Source organism: Streptomyces sp. NPDC031479, assembly GCF_055581065.1.
On record NZ_JBVIKC010000079.1, the window covers coordinates 1 to 17,846 of the forward strand.

The window sequence follows — 17,846 nt, forward strand, 5'->3', positions numbered from 1 at the left end:
GTCCACACCCGAGGACACCAGATCCCACAACCCCTCCGGAGAACTCACCCCACCCGGAAAACGGCACGCCATCCCCACGATCGCGATCGGCTCGTCGGCCGAAAGGGGTTCGACGGGGGCTTGCCGGGGCGGCTCCGCGGCGGATGCCGAGGGGGCGTGCTCCCGGAGCGTCTCTACGGCCGCGTCCCGGATCAGGCGAGCGACGGCGAGCGGGGTGGGGGCGTCGTAGATGAGGGTCGTGGGGAGGCGCAGGCCGGTCGCGGCGCGCAGCCGGTTGCGCAGCTCGATGCCGTTGATCGACTCGAACCCCTGCTCCTTGAAGGTCTTCTCGGCCGCGATCGCCGCGGCGGAGATGTGGCCGAGGACCGTGGCCGCGTGGACACGTACCAGGTCCAGTACGTGGTCGAGCTGCTCGTTCTCGGAGCGGCCCCGCAGTTCGCGGCTGAGCAGGGTCTCGGTGGCCGTGTCGGCCGAGGACCGCGCCGGGCCGTCGGCCGCTTCGGAGCCCAGCCAGTGGTGGGTGCGCTGGAAGGCGTAGGTGGGCAGCTCGACGCGGCGGGCACCGGTGCCCTCGAAGAGCCGGGCCCAGTCGATGTCGGTGCCGCGCACGAAGAGCTCGGCGGCACACGTCAGGAAGCGTTCCAGGCCGCCTTCGTCACGCCGGAGCGAACCGGTCGCCAGGACGTCGACACCGGCGGCGTCGGCCGCCTCCTGGATCCCGATGGTGAGGACGGGGTGCGCGCTGGACTCGACGAAGGTGGCGAAGCCGTCTTCCAGGAGGACCTTGACGGTCTCCTCGAAACGGACGGGGTGACGCAGGTTGCGGTACCAGTACCCGGCATCGAGACCGGTGGTGTCGACCGACCCGGCACTCACGGTCGAGTAGAACGGGATCTCCGCCCTGCGCGGCACAATCGGGCCGAGAACATCCAGCAGCTCCGCCTCGATCCGCTCCACATGCGCAGAGTGCGAGGCGTAGTCGACGGGCACCTGACGGGCCCGGATGCCCTCCTCCACCGCCTCCGCGACGAACGCGGCCACCGCATCCGCATCCCCGGCGACGACCGTGCTCGACGGCCCGTTCACCGCAGCCACACCCAGCCGGCCCGCCCACACCCCAAGCCGCGCCTCAACAACCTCCAACGGCAACGGAATCGACGCCATACCCCCCAGACCCGCCAACTCACGCCCGATCACCTGAGCCCGCAACGCAACCACCCGCGCCGCATCCGCAAGGGACAACGCCCCCGACACAGCCGCCGCAGCGATCTCACCCTGCGAATGCCCGACCACCGCATCCGGCACCACACCCAGCGAACGCCACACCTCGGCGAGCGAAACCATCACCGCCCACGTCACGGGCTGGACCACATCCACCCGCTCCAGCGAACGCCCCTCCCGCAACACCTCCACCACATCGAAATCCACGAACGGCGCCAGAGCATCAGCACACTCCCGCAACCGCCCCGCGAAAACGGGCGAGGAATCCAACAACCCCGCACCCATCCCCACCCACTGCGTCCCCTGACCCGGAAACACCAGCACCCGACGACCGAACGACCCCGCCACACCGTGTACGGCGGAGCGCTCCAGGCGGGTGAGCAGTTCGTCGCGGTCGCCGGCCAGGACGACGGCACGGTGGCCGAAGACGGTACGGGCGTCGGCGAGGGTCCAGGCGACGTCGAGGAGGTCGAGCTCCGGGCCGTGTTCGACACGGGCGCTGAGCTGGGCGGCCTGGTCGCGGAGGCCTTCGGCGGTCCGGCCGGAGACGACGACGGGCACGACGGGCAGCGCGGCCCGTCGGTCCTCGGCCGCGTCCTCGGCCGCGTCCTCAGCCGGGACCCCAGCCGGGGCCTCAGCAGCAACCTCAGCCGGGGCCTCTTCGAGGACGAGGTGGGCGTTGGTGCCGCCCATGCCGAAGGACGACACGCCCGCCAGCCGTCGCTGCCCGAACGGCTCGGTCCACGGCTCCGGGGCGGTCGGGACGCGCAGGTTCAACGCGTCCAGCGGGATGTCGGGGTGGGGCGTCTCGTGGTTCAGGGTGGCCGGGATCTCCCCTTCGCGGACGGTGAGGACTGCCTTGAGGAAGCCGACGAGGCCGGCGGCACCTTCGAGGTGGCCGACGTTCGTCTTCGCCGAGCCGACGGCCAGCGGGGTGTCGGCGCCCGTGGCGGCGCGGGCCGTGCCGAGGACGGCGCCGAGCGCCGCGGCCTCGACGGGGTCGCCCGCGCGGGTTCCGGTGCCGTGGAGTTCGACGAAGCGGACCCGTCCGGGCCGTACGCCCGCCCGGTCGTAGGCCTCGCGGAGCACCGCTTCCTGGGCGGCCCGGTCGGGAGTGGTCAGGCTCGGGCCACCGCCGTCGTTGTTGACGGCACCTCCCTTGACGACGCAGTGCACGCGGTCGCCGTCGGCGAGGGCCCGGTGCAGGGGCTTGAGCACGACGGCGACGCCGCCCTCACCGCGGACGTAGCCGTTGGCACGGGCGTCGAAGGTGTGGCAGCGGCCGTCGGGGGAGAGGGCCCCCATCAGGTCCATGACGGTGGTGCTGTCGTCGGCCAGGATCAGGTTGACCCCGCCGACGACGGCGAGGTCGCTCTCACCGCGCCGCAGGCTCTCGCATGCGAGGTGGACGGCGACGAGGGAGGAGGACTGGGCGGTGTCCACGGCCATGCTGGGGCCGCGCAGTCCGAGGAGGTAGGAGAGCCGGTTGGCGGCCATGGCGCGCTGGCGGCCCGCGGCGCTGTAACCGCCCGCGTCGCCGGTGCGGCGCGCGGCGAGGGTGGCGTAGTCGTCGGAGGCGATGCCGACGTACACGCCGGTGCGGGTGCCGCGGAGCCGGCCGGGGACGATACCGGCGTGTTCGAGGGCCTCCCAGCCGAGTTCCAGGACCAGGCGCTGCTGGGGGTCGGTGGCGGCGGCCTGGGCGGCCGTCATCCCGAAGAATTCGGCGTCGAATGCGCCATGGTCCTCCAGGGCGGCGCGCCAGGTTCCGTCGTCCTGCCGGGAAACGGAATTCCGGCCGTTCCGAAGGAGCTCCCAGAATTCTTCGTGATTCGCCGCTCCGGGCAGTCGGCAGGCCAGTCCCACGACGGCTATGTCGTTGTCACCCACGTGCTGCTCACCGGTCTCGGGGTTCATCGGTTCTCCATGGCCAGGGATGAACTGCGCCTTCCCCTGGAGGGGAATGCGCATGAAGTCGAAAGGGGCCGCGGTGGTGTTCCGCGGGAGCCGCGCGCGGGAAGGGGGGCGCGGGTGCCGGATGCCGGCCGGGTCACCAGGTGACGGGCAGTTCCACGAGTCCGCGGACGAGCATGCCCTCGTGCCAGGCGAGGTCCGGGGCCGGGACGGCGAGGCGCAGTCCGGGGAGGCGGGAGGTGAGGGCTTCGAGCGCGCACTGGAGTTCGGCGCGGGCGAGGGGGGCGCCGAGGCAGTAGTGGGGGCCCTGTCCGAAGGCGATGTGGGGGTTCGCGGCGCGGTCCAGGAGGAGTGCGTCGGCGTCCTCGAAGACGGTCTCGTCGCGGTTGGCGGAGGCGAGGGAGTAGATGACGGCCTCGCCGGCGCGGATGGTGACGCCGCCGATCTCGATGTCCTCGGTGGCGATCCGGGTGGGTCCGACGCTGGACCACAGGGGAACCACGCGCAGGAGTTCCTCGACGGCGGTGGGGACGAGGTCGGGGCGGGCGCAGAGTTCCTCGTAGCGGGTGCGGTCGGCGAGGAGGAGCGCCACGTGGCCGGCGAGCTGTCCGGCGGTGGTCTCGTGGCCGCCGATGAGCATGCCGCCGGTGAGCATGAGGAGTTCGTCCTCGCTGAGCGCCTCGCCCTCGTCGTGGGCTTCGATGAGGGCGCTGAGCAGGTCGTCCTCGGGGTGGGCGCGGCGCAGTGCGACGTAGCCGCGCAGGTAGTCGGCGTACTCCTCGGCGGCCGCGGCGACCTGTTCCTCGGTGTAGCGGCTCGCGGACATCAGGGCCTCGGTGAAGGCGCGGAAGACGTGCCGGTCCTCGTGGGGGATGCCGAGCATCTCGCAGATGACGGCGGTGGGCAGCGGCAGGGCCAGGCCCTGGACGAGGTCGGCGGGGCCGCCGGCGGCCACGAGTTCGTCGATGAGCCGGTGGGTGATCTCGGTGATGCGGGGGCGCAGGGCCGCGACCCGGCGGGCGGTGAAGGCGCGGGAGACGAGCCGGCGCAGGCGGGCGTGGGTCTCGGGGGGCATGCCCATGAGGCCGACGGAGTCCAGGGTGCGGGGTGCGGCGCGGGGGACGTCGCGGTCGGCTCCGGCGTGCATGCTCAGGCGGGGGTCGGCGGAGGCCTTCTTGATGTCGGCGTGGCGGGTGAGGAGCCAGGCGTCGCCGCCGTAGGGCATGCGGACGCGCACGACGGGATCGGCCGACCGCAGGGCGGCGTAGGCCGGGTCGAGTTCGAGGTCGACGCGGTCGCCGAAGGGGTACGTCCGGATGGTCCCGGCGGCGGCGTGAGGGCAGGTCATGGCTGGATCTCCTCTGTACGCGGGCCCTGTCAGCCAACAGCAGCGCACGGCGGACACACCGCCGACAGTAAGAGGACTATGTCAACTCACTCCGAATTGGGCCGGAAATTCAAGCCCGAATTGAGTCGCGTTCAATGTCGTTTTGAGGAGACTCCGGAAGGGTCACGCGACGGCGAAGAGCGATCTCACACTATGTCAAGTCCGCACTTGCGCCAGCACTGTCGACCCCCGTAATTTCCGTGAGGTCGACCAGCAGGCCACAGCCCAGGCCCCACGCATTCTGTTTCGGTGCAAGATTCGAAAGGCTGCTCCCGATGGCGCATATCGCCTTCTTTATCCTCCCCGCGGCGGGTCATGTGAATCCGACGCTGTCGGTGGCGCGGGAGCTCGTCGCGCGCGGTCACCGGGTCACGTACGCGCTCTCCGAGAACTACGGCGAGCGGGTGCTGGCGTCGGGGGCGGAGTTCCTGTCGTACCCGATGGACCAGGACCGGTTCCTGGCGACGATGGTGCCGCAGCAGGACTCGGCGTCGTACACGGACCAGCAGGAGTTCCTGAACATGATGAAGTGGATGCTGGAGCTCACCCAGCAGACGCTTCCCTCGTTCGAGGAGCACTTCGCGGACGACCGGCCCGACGTGTTCGTGTGCGACCCGTCGTCCTTCTGGAGCGGCCACATCCTGGCGGCGAAGTGGGGCATCCCGGTCATCCGCAGTACGCCGACGTACGTGGCGAACGAGCACTGGTCGCTGCACCCGCCGGTGGACACCGCCGAGGAGCAGCAGGAGGACCCCGAGACGGGCGAGCTGTTCGCGGTGGTCGCTGGGCTGCTGGCGGAACACGGCGTGGAGAAGGGCATCGGCGAGTTCGCGGACGACGTGCACTCGGGGCCGGCGCTGGTGTACCTGCCGCGGGCGTTCCAGTACGCCGGGGAGACCTTCGGCGAGGAGGTCCACTTCGTCGGTCCGTGCACGGGCGCGAACAGCTTCCACGGTGACTGGGAGGCCCCGCGGACGGGCCGGCCGCTGGCGCTGATCACGCTGGGCACCCTGTACAACCGCCAGCCCGAGTTCTTCCGGGCGTGTGCGCTGGCCTTCGCGGACCTGGACTGGGACGTGGAGATGGCCCACGCGGGCGGTGTGCCCGACGGCGCTCTGGACCCGGTGCCGGAGAACGTCCGGGTGCACACGTTCGTGCCGCAGGGCGAGGTGCTCCGGCACGCGGCCCTGATGATCAACCACGGCGGTACGAGCACCGTGCTCCAGGCCGTCTCCGAGGGCGTGCCGGTGATCTCGGTCCCGCAGATGGCGGAGCTGCACGCGACCGCGACGCGCGTCGAGCAGCTGGGCGTCGGCGCGAAGCTGCTGCGCAAGGACGTCTCGCCCGAGCGGATCCGCGAGACGGTCCTCGCCGTGGCGGGAGACCCGGACGTGCGGGACTCCGTGGCGCGGCTGCGCCGGGAGATCGAGTCCGCGGGCGGCCCGGTGGCCGCAGCCGACGCGATCGAGCGGTTGCTGGCACCCGTTCCCGCGGACGCCTGACCCGGCACCGCCCCTCCCCTCCTCCCTCTCCCCTTCTCCCCTTCTCCCTTCCCCTCCCCTGCTGAACCCGAGCTGAGGAAGCCGACATGACGACACAGACCACCGAGGCAGCCGAGGCGGCCGAGGCCATCGCGGCGGAAGAGGCCCCGCACCCGCTGGCACAGCCCGAGGCCGCCGACGCACAGCAGCTGCTGGACTGGTTCGCGCGGGCCCGCGCCGAGGCGCCCGTCTTCTACGACTCGACGCGCTTCGCCTGGCAGGTCTTCTCGTACGAGGACTACAACACCGTCTCGACGAACCCCCTCGTCTTCTCCTCCGACTTCTCGCCGGTCTTCCCGGTGCCCGAGGAGCTGGCGCTGCTGATGGGTCCCGGTACCTTCGGCGGCATCGACCCGCCCAAGCACGGCCCGCTGCGCCGTCTGGTCGGCCAGGCCTTCACCCCGCGCCGGATGGCGGCCCTGGAGCCGCGGATCGCGGAGATCACCCGGGAACTGCTCGACGGGCTCGGGGACCGTACCGACATCGACGTGGTCACGGACCTCGCCTACCCGCTGCCGGTCACGGTGATCGCCGAGCTGCTCGGGGTGCCGGCCGAGGACCAGGACCTGTTCCGCGAGTGGGTCGACGTCATCCTCAACAACGAGGGCATGGAGTACCCGAACCTCCCGGACGACTTCGCCGAGACGATGGGCCCCGCCATCAAGGAGTGGGCCGCGTACCTGTACGCGAAGATCGCCGAGAAGCGCGCGGTGCCGACGGACGACCTGATGAGCGGGCTCATCGAGTCCGAGGTCGAGGGCCGCCGGCTCACCGACGAGGAGATCGTCAACATCGTGGCGCTGCTGCTGACGGCGGGCCACATCTCCAGCGCCACGCTGCTGAGCAACCTGTTCATCGTGCTGGACCGCCACCCCGGGGCGCAGGCGGCGCTGCGCGCCGACCGTTCGCTGATCCCCGCCGCCGTCGAGGAGACGCTGCGCTTCCGCGGCCCGTTCAACAACATCTTCCGGCTGGTGACGCAGGACACCGACCTGCTGGGCGTGCCGATGAAGGCCGGCCAGATGGTGACGGCGTGGAGCGCGTCCGCCAACCGGGACCCGGCGCAGTTCCCGGACCCGGACACCTTCGACGTGCACCGGAGCTCCAACAAGCACATGGCGTTCGGCCACGGCATCCACCACTGCCTGGGGGCGTTCCTGGCGCGGATCGAGGCGAAGGTCTTCCTGAACCTGGCCTTCGACGCGTTCGCCTCGTTCTCGGTCGACCACGACAAGGCGGAGTTCTACGAGGCCGACCAGCTGACCCCGCGTCATCTGCCGGTCTCCGTCGTCCGCGGCTGAGACGTCCGCGGCGCGTTCGGAGCGGGTCAACGAGGGAGCGGAAGCGCATGGCGGTGGGCACCACCACAGAAACGAAGGTGGGCAGGATCAAACCCTGCGCCTTCATCGACTTGGAGCAGCACAACGACGAGCGCGGCAAGCTGTCGGTCGTCGAGTCCGGGGCGACGACCGGCTTCCCGATCAGACGGGTCTACTACCTGCACGACGCGGACGCCGGGGCCTCCCGGGGCAGCCACGCCCACCGGGAGCTGGAGCAGCTGGTCATCGCGGTCCACGGCAGTTTCACGATCACCGTGGACGACGGGTTCGGGCAGGCGTCGTACGTCCTGGACGACCCCGGCCGGGGCCTGTACATCGGGCCGATGGTGTGGCGGCAGCTGAGCGGCTTCTCCGAGGGCGCGGTCTGTGTCGTCCTGGCCTCGCTGCACTACGACGAGTCGGACTACCACCGCGACTACGAGGCCTTCCTGGCCGATGCGAGGAGGTGGCCGTGACGGCGCCGGCCGTGACGCGCGGGATCCGCGTGCCCTTCCACGACCTGCGGGACCTGCACGCCCTGGACGGGCTCCAGGAGGAACTCGACGCGGCGGTGCTGCGGGTGACACGCAGCGGCCGCTACCTGCTCGGGCCCGAACTGGAGGCGTTCGAGGAGGAGTTCGCCCGCTACTGCGAGAACGGTCACTGCGTCGGCGTCGGCAGCGGGCTGGACGCCCTGGAGCTGACGCTGCGGGCGCTCGGGATCGGCGAGGGCGACGAGGTGATCGTCCCCGGGCACACCTTCGTCGCGACCTGGCTCGCGGTGTCGGCGACGGGCGCGCGCCCCGTCCCGGTGGAGCCGGAGCCCGGCTCCTGCCTGATCGATCCCGACCGGATCGCGGCGGCGATCACCGACCGCACCCGGGCGGTCATGCCGGTGCACACCTACGGGCACCCCGTGGACCTCGACGCCGTGGAGGCCGTCACGGCCCCCCGGGGCATCGCGGTGGTGGAGGACGCGGCCCAGGCGCACGGGGCCCGCTACCGGGGCCGGCGGATCGGCTCCCGGTACGCGGCGGCGTTCAGCTTCTACCCGGGCAAGAACCTGGGCGCGCTGGGCGACGGCGGCGCGGTGGTCACCTCTGACGCCGCCCTGGCGGAGCGGATCCGGCTGCTGCGCAACTACGGAGCCCGGGAGAAGTACCGCCACGAGGTCCGCGGCACCAACTCGCGGCTCGACGAACTCCAGGCGGCGGCGCTGCGGGTGAAGCTGCCGCGGCTGGACGCCTGGAACGCCCGCCGCCGGGAGATCGCCGCGCGCTACGGCGAGGGCCTCGCCGGCCTGCCGGGCCTGACCGTGCCGTCCGTCGCCCCGTGGGCGGAGCCGGTCTGGCACCAGTACGTACTGCGGACGCCGCGCCGGGAGGAGCTGCGCACCGCGCTGACGGACGCGGGGGTGGAGAACCTGGTCCACTACCCGGTCGCCGTGCACCGGTCCGATGCCTACGCGGGCACCGGAACCGGCCCGCTGCCCCACTCCGAGCGTCTGGCCGCCGAGGTGCTGAGCCTGCCCATGGGGCCGCAGCTGACCGCGAAGGACGTAGAGACCGTCATCACGGCGGTCCGTGACGCCACGGAGAGCAGCCATGATTGAGGTTCCCACCCTTCCGACCGTGTCGGCGCTCGCCGCCCACGGGGCCCGCCGCCCGCTCAAGGGCATCATCCTCGCGGGCGGCAGCGGCACCCGGCTGCGGCCACTGACGGGGGCACTGTCCAAGCAGCTCCTCCCGGTGTACGACAAGCCGATGATCTACTACCCGCTGGCGGTGCTGATGCTCGCCGGCATCCGGGACATCCAGATCATCTCGGCCGCGAACCACCTGGAGATGTTCCGGGCCCTGCTCGGCGACGGCTCGCAGCTCGGCATCGACCTTCGCTACGCGGAGCAGGAGGAGCCGCGGGGCATCGCGGAGGCCTTCCTGATCGGCGAGGAGCACATCGGCGACAGTCCGGTGGCGCTGATCCTCGGCGACAACGTCTTCCACGGCCCCGGCTTCTCCTCGGTGATCAACCAGGCGGCGATGCGCCTGGACGGCTGCGAGCTGTTCGGCTACCCCGTGCAGGACCCCCAGCGCTACGGCGTGGGCGAACTGGACTCCGACGGGCGGCTGGTGTCGCTGGTGGAGAAGCCCGACCGGCCGCGCTCCAACCTGGCCGTGACCGGTCTGTACCTGTACGACAACGACGTGGTGGAGATCGCCCGCGGGCTGCGTCCCTCGGCGCGCGGAGAGCTGGAGATCACCGACGTCAACCGGGTCTACCTGGCCCAGGGCCGGGCCCGGCTGAACGAGCTGGGCCGCGGCTTCGCCTGGCTGGACATGGGCACGCACGACTCGCTGCTCCAGGCCGGCCAGTACGTCCAGCTGCTGGAGCAGCGCCAGGGCGAACGGATCGCCTGCGTGGAGGAGATCGCCCTGCGGATGGGGTTCATCGGCCACGAGCAGTGCTTCGCGCTCGGCCGCGAACTCGGCGATTCGAGCTACGGCAACTACGTGCGCCAGCTCGCGGGCCGGGCCGCGGCGAGCACCGCGGCCGACTCCCCCGCCGCCTGAGCGCCCCCGCCCCGCCCCCGCCCGCTCCCCTCCTCACGAAAGGTCCTTCGAGATGCGCGTCCTGGTGACCGGAGGTGCGGGCTTCATCGGCTCACACTTCGTCAGAGAGCTGCTGGCCGGGGCCTACCCGGACCTGGGCGAGGGCGAGGTGGTGGTGCTGGACGCCCTCACCTACGCCGGGAACCTCGCCAACCTCGACCCGGTGAGCGAAGACCCCCGGCTGGAGTTCGTCCACGGGGACATCTGCGACCGGGAGCTGGTCGCCGAGCTGATGGCGGACACGGACCTGGTGGTGCACTTCGCCGCCGAGTCGCACGTGGACCGGTCGATCGCCGACGCCTCCGAGTTCGTGCGCACCAACGTGCTGGGCACGGCCACGCTGCTCCAGGCGGCCGTCGCGGCGGGCACCGGCCGGTTCGTACACGTCTCCACCGACGAGGTCTACGGGTCCATCGAGACGGGCTCCTGGCCCGAGGACCACCCCCTCGTGCCCAACTCGCCCTACGCCGCCTCCAAGGCCTCCTCCGACCTGCTGGCCCTGGCCTTCCACCGCACCCACGGGCTGGAGGTGTGCGTGACGCGCTGCTCCAACAACTACGGGCCGTACCAGTTCCCGGAGAAGGTCATCCCGCTGTTCACCACCAACCTGGTCGACGGCCTCGACGTCCCGCTGTACGGGGACGGCGGCAACAGCCGCGACTGGCTGCACGTGGACGACCACTGCCGGGGCATCGCCCTCGTCGCCGTCAAGGGGCGGCCGGGCGAGGTGTACAACATCGGCGGCGGCACCGAGCTGACCAACCTGGAGCTGACGGACCGGCTGCTGGAGCTGTGCGGGCGCGACGCGGGCGCCCTGCGCCGGGTCGCGGACCGGGCCGGGCACGACCGCCGCTACTCGGTGGACATCGACAAGATCTCCTCCGAGCTCGGCTACGCGCCCCGGGTGCCCTTCGACCGGGGTCTGGCCGAGACGGTCGCCTGGTACCGGGAGCACCGCGCCTGGTGGGAGCCCCTGAAGGCGGGCCACGTTGCGCATCGATGAGACGGAGCTGTCCGGCACGTTCCGGATCGTGCCCGAACGCTTCGAGGACGAACGCGGCCACTTCTGGGAGGCCGCCCGGCACAGCCGGCTGACCGAGGAGACGGGCCTGCCGTTCACCGTCCGCCAGGTCAACAACTCGGTGTCGCGCCGGGGCACGCTGCGCGGGGTGCACTGCAACGACGTGCCCGGTGACGCCGGCAAGCTCGTGACCTGCGTACGCGGCTCGATCCTCGACTTCATGGTGGACCTGCGCACCGGCTCCCCCACCTTCGGCCGGCACGTCATGACCCGGCTCGACGCCCGCGACGGCATCGCCCTGTACATGCCGGGCAGCATCGGGCACGCCTTCCTCGCGCTGGAGGACGACACCTGCGTGAACTACCTGCTCGCCGCCGAGTACGTGCCGGGGGCGATGGTCGACGTCGACGCGCTGGACCCCGAACTGGCCCTGCCCTGGGGCCTGACCGGGCCCCCGGTCCGCTCCCCCAAGGACGCGGCCGCGCCCTCCCTGGCCGAGGTCGTGGCCTCCGGCCGGCTGCCCCGCCACACACCCCACGAGGAGCTGATCCGCCCGTGACCCCGCCCACCGCCACCCGCACCCCGGCCGTCGTCCGCGACGCCTGGCTGCGCCGCTACCGCCCGCTCGACGCCGCGGTCGTGCGGCTGGTGTGCTTCCCGCACGCCGGGGGCTCGGCCAGCTCCTACCTGGGTCTGGCCACCGCGCTCGCGCCCGCCGGGGTCGAGGTGCTCGCCGTCCAGTACCCGGGCCGCCAGGACCGCCGCTCGGAACCCTGCGCCACCAGCGTCGAGGAACTCGTCGAGGGGCTGCTGCCCGAGCTGCGGCAGTGGACCGGGGAACCGTTCGCGCTGTTCGGGCACAGCCTGGGCGCCACCCTCGCCTACGAGACGGCCCGGCGGCTGGCCGACCTCGGCGAGCGGCCCGTCCACCTGTTCCTGTCGGGCCGCCGGTCCCCGACCGTGCCCCGCCGCGACACCGCCCACCTGCTGGACGACCGGGGGCTGATCGACCTGATCGCCCGGCTCCAGGGCACCGAACCGGCGCTGCTCCAGGACGAGGAGATGATGCGCATGGTGCTGCCCGCGATCCGCGGCGACTACCGGGTGGCCGGCGCGTACGTGCACCGCCCGGGACCGCCGCTACGGGTGCCGGTGACGGTGCTGACCGGCGACCGGGACCCCAACGTCTCCGTCGACGACGCGCTGCGCTGGTCGCAGGTGGTGGACGGGCCGTTCGGGCTGTGCGTGCTGCCCGGCGGGCACTTCTTCCTCACCGAGCGTGCCGAGGACGTCCGCAGCATCGTCGAGGGGGCGCTGGACCGTGCGCACTGAGACCCCGCCCAGGGCGGCCGCCGACCGGGCGGACACCGCACGCCGCCTGCTGCTGTCGGCGCGTACGCCCGACAGCGCGGTCATGCCCGTGCACCGGGTCGCCCCGTGGCTGGCCGAACGGACCCGGGCCGGCGACTTCCGGGTCACCCGGGTGCCGTTCGCCGAGCTGCGGGGCTGGTCGTTCGAGGAGGGGACCGGCAACCTGCGGCACGAGTCGGGCCGGTTCTTCTCCGTGGAGGGCCTGCACGTGTACGCCGACGGCCTGCCTGTGCGCGGCTGGAAGCAGCCGATCATCGTCCAGCCCGAGATCGGCCTGCTGGGCATCGTGGCCCGGGAGATCGACGGCGTGCTGCACTTCCTGATGCAGGCCAAGATGGAGCCGGGCAACGTGAACACGCTGCAGCTCTCCCCGACCGTGCAGGCCACCCGCAGCAACTTCACCGGCGTCCACCGCGGCCGCGGCATCCCCCACCTCGACCTCTTCCTGGAACGCGGCCGGGCCCGCGTGCTGGTGGACGCCCTCCAGTCCGAGCAGGCCGACTGGTTCCTCGGCAAACGCAACCGCAACATGGTCGTCGAGATCGACGAGGACATCGAGACCGGCCCGGAGTTCCGCTGGCTGACCTACGGCCAGTTGCTGCGGCTGCTGCGCCTGGACAACGTCGTCAACATGGACAGCCGCTCCATCCTCGCCTGCCTGCCGACCTCCGGCGCCGGTCCCGAGGGGGCCGCCGCCGGCCCGGTGCTGCGCTCCTTCCACGATCCGTCGGCGCCCTCCGTACTGCGCACCCCAGAGATCCTCAGCTGGCTCACCGGGATCCGCGCCCAGCGGGAGCTGGTCCAGCGCCGGGTGCCGCTGGCCGAGGTGGCCGAGGACGGCTGGGTGCGTACCGCCGACGAGATCGGCCACGCGGGCGGACGCCGCTTCCGCGTCGTGGGCGCGGACATCTCCGCGAGCAACCGGGAGGTCGCCGCCTGGACGCAGCCCCTGATCCAGCCACAGGTCCCGGGGCTGATGGCGCTGGTCGTCAAACCGATCCGGGGGACCCTGCACGCCCTGGTGCAGGCGCGGGTCGACGTCGGCCACCTCGCCGTCGCCGAGCTGGCGCCCACCGTGCACTGCCGGCCCGCCGACCACACCGGGCCCGGACGCGCCCCGTTCCCGCCCTTCCTCGCCGACGTACTGGCCGCTCCGGACACGCGGATCCGCTACGACGCGGTGCAGTCCGAGGAGGGCGGCCGCTTCCTCCGCGCGGAGAACCGGTACACGATCGTCGAGGTCGGCGAGGAGTTCTCCGAGGACGTCCCCGAAGACTTCGCCTGGCTGACGTTCTCGCAGCTCACCGAGTTGCTGGCGTACGGGAACCACCTCGACGTCGAACTGCGCACCCTCGTGGTGTGCGCGCACACCCTGTACTGAACCTCCCCGAGGACGGACCGTGTCCCCCACCCCGCTGCGCCTCGGCCTCCTCGGCTGCGGCGACATCGCCGCCCGCCGCACCCTGCCGGCACTGGCCCGCACCCCCGCGCTCACGCTGGCCGCCGTCGCCGCCCGCGACCCGGACCGGGCCGCCGCGTTCGCCGCCCGCTTCGGCGGGGAGCCCGTGGCCTCGTACGAGGAACTGCTGGCCCGCCGGGACGTGACGGCGGTGTACCTGTGCCTGCCCACGATGCTGCACGCCGCCTGGGCGGAGCGGGCGCTGCGCGCCGGCAAGCACGTCCTCGTGGAGAAGCCGCTGGCCACCCGGGGCGCGGACGCGGAGCGGCTGTACGCGCTCGCCCGCTCCCGTTCCCTGGTGCTGCTGGAGAACTTCATGTTCCTGCACCACGGCACCCAGCGGACGGTGGCCGCCCTGCTGGAGGCCGGGACCCTCGGCACGCTCCGCTCGGTGTCCGCGGCGTTCACCATCCCGCCCCGGCCCGAGGGCGACACCCGCCACGACCCGGCGCTCGGCGGCGGGGCCCTGCTCGACAGCGGCGTCTACCCGCTGCGCGCCGCCCTGCGCTTCCTCGGCACGGGCCTGTCCGTGGCCGGGGCGGTGCTGCGCCACGACGACCGCCTCGGGGTGGACCTGTCGGGTGCGGCCCTGCTGGCCGCCCCGGACGGGGCCACGGCCCAGCTGCGCTTCGGCATGGAGCACCACTACCGGTCCTGGTACGAGATCCAGGGCAGCGAGGGCTCCCTGTCGGTGGAGCACGTCTTCACGACGGCACCCGCGCACGTCCCCGTCGTCCGGCTCGTCGTGGGCACGCGGCCGCGCGAGCTGCGCGTGCCGGCGGAGGACCACTTCGAGGCGGTGCTGCGGTTCTTCGCCGCCGCCGTCGCGGACCCGGACCGTACGCGGGGCGGCCTGCCGCTGCTCGACGCCGAGTCGATGCGGCAGGCCGCGCTGCTGGACGGGATCCGCGGGGCGGCGTCGCGCGTCAGGGCGTGACGGCGGCCCCGTCGCGCAGTTCCAGGTGGGTGCCCCGGAAGCCGCGGCGCATCCGGCGGTCGTGGGTGACGGTGACCACGGCGCCCGTGTAGTGGGACAGGGCCTCTTCGAGTTCCTCCACCAGCAGCGGCGACAGGTGGTTGGTGGGCTCGTCGAGCAGCAGCAGGTCCACTGGGCGGGTCACCAGGCGGGCCACGTCGATGCGCCGCCGCTGGCCCACCGACAGGGACCCGACGGGCAGTTCCAGCTCGGCGGGGCGGAACAGCCCGAGGGACAGCAGCTGTTCGGCGTGCTCCTCGGGGTGGCCCGGTCGGCCCTCCGCGAACTCCGCCAGCACCGAGCGGCGGGGGTGCTTGGGCATCTCGTCCTGGCGCAGCCAGCCGATGTGGGCCGCCCGGCGAACCGTGCCCCCCTCGGGCTCCAGGTCCCCGGCGAGGACCCGCAGCAGGGTGCTCTTGCCGGCCCCGTTGGGTCCGGTGACCAGCAGCCGTTCGCCGGGGGCGATGGCGAGGTGTTCGATGCGCAGCCGGCCGGGCACCTCGATGCCGTGGGCCTCGGTGAGGACGGCGGCGGAGGCGGCGGAGCCCGAGTCGTCGCCGAGGGCGAGCGAGGCGGTGAACCGCAGCGGCTCGGGCGGCGCGGGCACCGGGTTCTCCCGCAGCCGGCGCAGCCGCTCGTTGGCGTTGCGTGCCTTGCCCGACGTGGCCGAGGAGGAGGAACGGGCCCGGTGGTGCTCGGAGCCGCTGAAGGCCCAGGGGCCCTTCTTGGCGATGGCGGCGAGCATCCGGCCCGCGTTCTCGGCGAGCTTCTCCTGGCGGGCGATCTCCTGGAGGTGGTCCTGGTACTCCTGCTCCCAGCGGGCGCGGGCGGCGGCCTTGGCGGTGAGGTAGCCCTGGTAGCCGTTGCCGTACCGGTTGACGGTGTGGGTGTCGGGGTCCACCTCCAGGATGGTGGAGGTCACCGCCTCCAGGAAGGCCCGGTCGTGGGTGATGACGACGACGGTTCCGCGGTGGTCGCGCAGCCGCTTCTCCAGCCAGTCGACGGCCTGGTCGTCGAGGTCGTTGGTCGGCTCGTCGAGGAGCAGCAGCTCGGGGGCGGCGGCGAGGGTCGCGGCCAGGGCCAGGCGCGAGCGTTCGCCGCCGGAGAGGGTGTCGACGGCCCGGTCCCGGTCGAGTCCGGGCAGGCCGAGGCCGTGCAGGGCGGCGTCCGCCCGGGCATCGGCCTCGTAGCCGCCGCGGTCCTCGAACTCGGCGAGGAGGTCGCCGTACTCCGCCAGCAGCTTCGGGTCGTTGTCGACGAGCGCGTCCTCGGCCGCGTGCAGGCGGCGCTCCACGTCCCGCAGGTCCGCGAACGCCTGGTCGAGCACGTCGCGGACGGTCGCTCCGGCGGGCAGTTCGAGGCGCTGCGGCAGGTGGCCCACACCGCCGGGGGCGGTCACGGTGACGTCGCCGTTGTCCGTGTCCTCGACGCCCGCGATCAGCCGCAGGAGCGTCGACTTGCCCGAGCCGTTGTCGCCGATGACTCCGGCCTTCTCACCGGGTTTGACGGTGAGCGACACCCGGTCCAGCACGACGTGGTCGTCGTAGCGTTTGGTGACCTCTTCCAGCGTGAGCTGGGAGTGCACCCGGGACGCGGTGGGTGAGGACAATCGCATAGACATGCTCCTGGTCGTGCGGGTGGGACAGTTGGCGTCCTCGCCGAGGATCCGGCCTTCACCTGCCCGCGGGGCTCGTCCTCGACCAGGTCCGGCCGGTCGCCGTTCGACCTTCTCCACCGTCGCTCGAGCGACGGTGGACCGTGCCTGGAGTCCGGCCGGTCCCGGGGGGCGGGGCTCGCGGCGGGGGCGGGGGTCAGCGGGTGGCGTCGGCCGCCGCGGTGGGGGCGGCGTCGGTGACCGTCTCGTACAACGCCGTTTCGGGAGTGGCCAGTTCGGCCAGGTCCCGGGACAGGTTCCGGAAGCCCTCGCTGGTCACCGCGGCGCGGTGCGCGGCGGCGTCCCGCCAGACGGACAGCTCGACGTAGACGTTCGCGGGGCCGACCAGGCGCAGGGTCTGGTGGCTGACGCAGCCGGGCTGGGCCCGGACGAACCGGGCGGCACGGGTCTTGACGGCGAGGAACTCCGACAGGTCGCCGTGGACATCGAGCCTGTTGACGAAGGTCACCATGGGGCCGCTCCTCTACGGGTACGGGTACGACGGGTGCGCGGGCGTCCTTCCACCGTCCGCAAGGCCGGTCGAGGCGGCTTCGAAGGGCGCTCGACCGGCGCCGCCCAGGCTGCCGGAGACGGCGGCCCGCCGGCCGCGGACGCGTCGTCATTCCGAGACCGGGGGCGCGCACGGCCGAGGTTACCGGCCGGTCCGACGGCGCCCCCGCCGATGCGCAAGGGAACTCACGTGGACGAGATCGTCAATGCCCTGCTGTCCGAGGACACGGCACCGGCCGACTTCGCGGCGCTGGCCCTGCCCCCGTCCTACCGGGGCAACGTGGTGCGCCGGGACGAGACGGACATGTTCGAGGGGATGGCCTCGTCGGAGAAGGACCCGCGCAAGTCCCTGCACCTCCAGGACGTGCCGACGCCGCAGCCGGGTCCGGGCGAGGCCCTGATCGCGGTGATGGCGAGCGCCATCAACTACAACACCGTCTGGAGCTCGATCTTCGAGCCGCTGCCGACCTTCGGCTTCCTGGAGCGCTACGGCCGCCTGTCCGAGCAGACCAGGCGCCACGACCTCCCGTACCACGTGCTGGGTTCGGACCTGTCGGGTGTGGTGCTGCGCACCGGGCCCGGGGTCAACCGCTGGCACCCCGGCGACCGGGTCGTGGCGCACTGCCTGTCGGTGGAGCTGGAGTCCGCGGAGGGGCACGACGACACGATGCTCGACCCGGAGCAGCGGATCTGGGGCTTCGAGACCAACTTCGGCGGCCTGGCGGAGCTCGCGCTGGTGAAGTCGAACCAGCTGATGCCGAAGCCGGAGCACCTCAGCTGGGAGGAGGCCGCGTCCCCGGGCCTGGTCAACTCGACCGCGTACCGCCAGCTGGTCTCCCGCAACGGCGCCGGGATGAAGCAGGG

The 17,846-nt window shown here is 72.5% G+C and carries 15 protein-coding genes; 11 read left to right on the plus strand and 4 right to left on the minus strand.

Annotated features, from left to right (window positions below; all coding sequences use genetic code 11):
• A partial coding sequence (locus ACZ5D2_RS39835; protein ID WP_468936522.1) for a type I polyketide synthase occupies positions 1 to 3,138 on the minus strand: 3,138 nt, incomplete at its 3' end.
• Positions 3,139 to 3,271: 133 nt separating this feature from the next.
• Positions 3,272 to 4,483 (minus strand): cytochrome P450, encoded by a 1,212-nt coding sequence (locus ACZ5D2_RS39840; RefSeq protein ID WP_468936525.1) that lies wholly within the window; start codon positions 4,481 to 4,483, stop codon positions 3,272 to 3,274.
• Positions 4,484 to 4,797: 314 nt separating this feature from the next.
• On the opposite strand from ACZ5D2_RS39840, the gene ACZ5D2_RS39845 reads away from it, so the two are divergent.
• The 10 genes from ACZ5D2_RS39845 to ACZ5D2_RS39890 all read left to right on the plus strand — a co-directional run bounded on the left by ACZ5D2_RS39845 (position 4,798) and on the right by ACZ5D2_RS39890 (position 14,779).
• Complete coding sequence (locus ACZ5D2_RS39845; protein ID WP_331733499.1) at positions 4,798 to 6,024, plus strand: macrolide family glycosyltransferase; 1,227 nt, start codon at positions 4,798 to 4,800, stop codon at positions 6,022 to 6,024.
• 86 nt (positions 6,025 to 6,110) lie between these two features.
• A complete protein-coding gene (locus ACZ5D2_RS39850) occupies positions 6,111 to 7,364 on the plus strand; it encodes a cytochrome P450 (RefSeq protein WP_331733502.1) in 1,254 nt (417 codons plus the stop codon).
• Positions 7,365 to 7,411: 47 nt separating this feature from the next.
• Entirely contained in the window at positions 7,412 to 7,858 is a 447-nt protein-coding gene (locus tag ACZ5D2_RS39855; RefSeq protein WP_266845205.1) for a sugar 3,4-ketoisomerase, read from the plus strand.
• Positions 7,855 to 8,994, plus strand: coding sequence for a DegT/DnrJ/EryC1/StrS family aminotransferase (locus ACZ5D2_RS39860; protein WP_468936530.1), 1,140 nt, complete (start codon positions 7,855 to 7,857; stop codon positions 8,992 to 8,994). The genes ACZ5D2_RS39855 and ACZ5D2_RS39860 overlap by 4 nt, the downstream gene beginning before the upstream one ends.
• Positions 8,987 to 9,952 carry a glucose-1-phosphate thymidylyltransferase RfbA gene (rfbA, locus tag ACZ5D2_RS39865; RefSeq protein WP_331733507.1) on the plus strand — a complete coding sequence of 322 codons (966 nt, stop codon included), beginning with the start codon at positions 8,987 to 8,989 and terminating at the stop codon, positions 9,950 to 9,952. The genes ACZ5D2_RS39860 and rfbA overlap by 8 nt, the downstream gene beginning before the upstream one ends.
• A gap of 52 nt (positions 9,953 to 10,004) precedes the next feature.
• Positions 10,005 to 10,994 carry a dTDP-glucose 4,6-dehydratase gene (gene rfbB / locus ACZ5D2_RS39870; RefSeq protein ID WP_331733510.1) on the plus strand — a complete coding sequence of 330 codons (990 nt, stop codon included), beginning with the start codon at positions 10,005 to 10,007 and terminating at the stop codon, positions 10,992 to 10,994.
• Positions 10,981 to 11,571, plus strand: coding sequence for a dTDP-4-dehydrorhamnose 3,5-epimerase family protein (locus ACZ5D2_RS39875; RefSeq protein ID WP_331733513.1), 591 nt, complete (start codon positions 10,981 to 10,983; stop codon positions 11,569 to 11,571). The genes rfbB and ACZ5D2_RS39875 overlap by 14 nt, the downstream gene beginning before the upstream one ends.
• Entirely contained in the window at positions 11,568 to 12,344 is a 777-nt protein-coding gene (locus ACZ5D2_RS39880; RefSeq protein WP_468936535.1) for a thioesterase II family protein, read from the plus strand. The genes ACZ5D2_RS39875 and ACZ5D2_RS39880 overlap by 4 nt, the downstream gene beginning before the upstream one ends.
• Positions 12,334 to 13,764, plus strand: coding sequence for an NDP-hexose 2,3-dehydratase family protein (locus ACZ5D2_RS39885; protein WP_468936537.1), 1,431 nt, complete (start codon positions 12,334 to 12,336; stop codon positions 13,762 to 13,764). The genes ACZ5D2_RS39880 and ACZ5D2_RS39885 overlap by 11 nt, the downstream gene beginning before the upstream one ends.
• Positions 13,765 to 13,783: 19 nt before the next feature.
• Positions 13,784 to 14,779: a Gfo/Idh/MocA family protein gene (locus ACZ5D2_RS39890; protein WP_468936540.1), complete on the plus strand. Its 996-nt coding sequence runs from the start codon at positions 13,784 to 13,786 to the stop codon at positions 14,777 to 14,779.
• Here ACZ5D2_RS39890 and abc-f read toward each other — a convergent pair.
• Both abc-f and ACZ5D2_RS39900 read right to left on the minus strand, forming a co-directional pair.
• Positions 14,769 to 16,433, minus strand: a complete 1,665-nt coding sequence (gene abc-f / locus ACZ5D2_RS39895) for a ribosomal protection-like ABC-F family protein (RefSeq protein WP_468936543.1) — start codon at positions 16,431 to 16,433, stop codon at positions 14,769 to 14,771. The two genes, ACZ5D2_RS39890 and abc-f, sit on opposite strands and share 11 nt — an antisense overlap.
• A 196-nt stretch (positions 16,434 to 16,629) precedes the next feature.
• Positions 16,630 to 16,944 carry an antibiotic biosynthesis monooxygenase family protein gene (locus ACZ5D2_RS39900; RefSeq protein WP_331733528.1) on the minus strand — a complete coding sequence of 105 codons (315 nt, stop codon included), beginning with the start codon at positions 16,942 to 16,944 and terminating at the stop codon, positions 16,630 to 16,632.
• A 228-nt stretch (positions 16,945 to 17,172) separates the two neighbouring features.
• On the opposite strand from ACZ5D2_RS39900, the gene ACZ5D2_RS39905 reads away from it, so the two are divergent.
• Positions 17,173 to 17,846: alcohol dehydrogenase catalytic domain-containing protein (locus tag ACZ5D2_RS39905; RefSeq protein ID WP_468936547.1), on the plus strand; the 674-nt coding region annotated here is incomplete at its 3' end.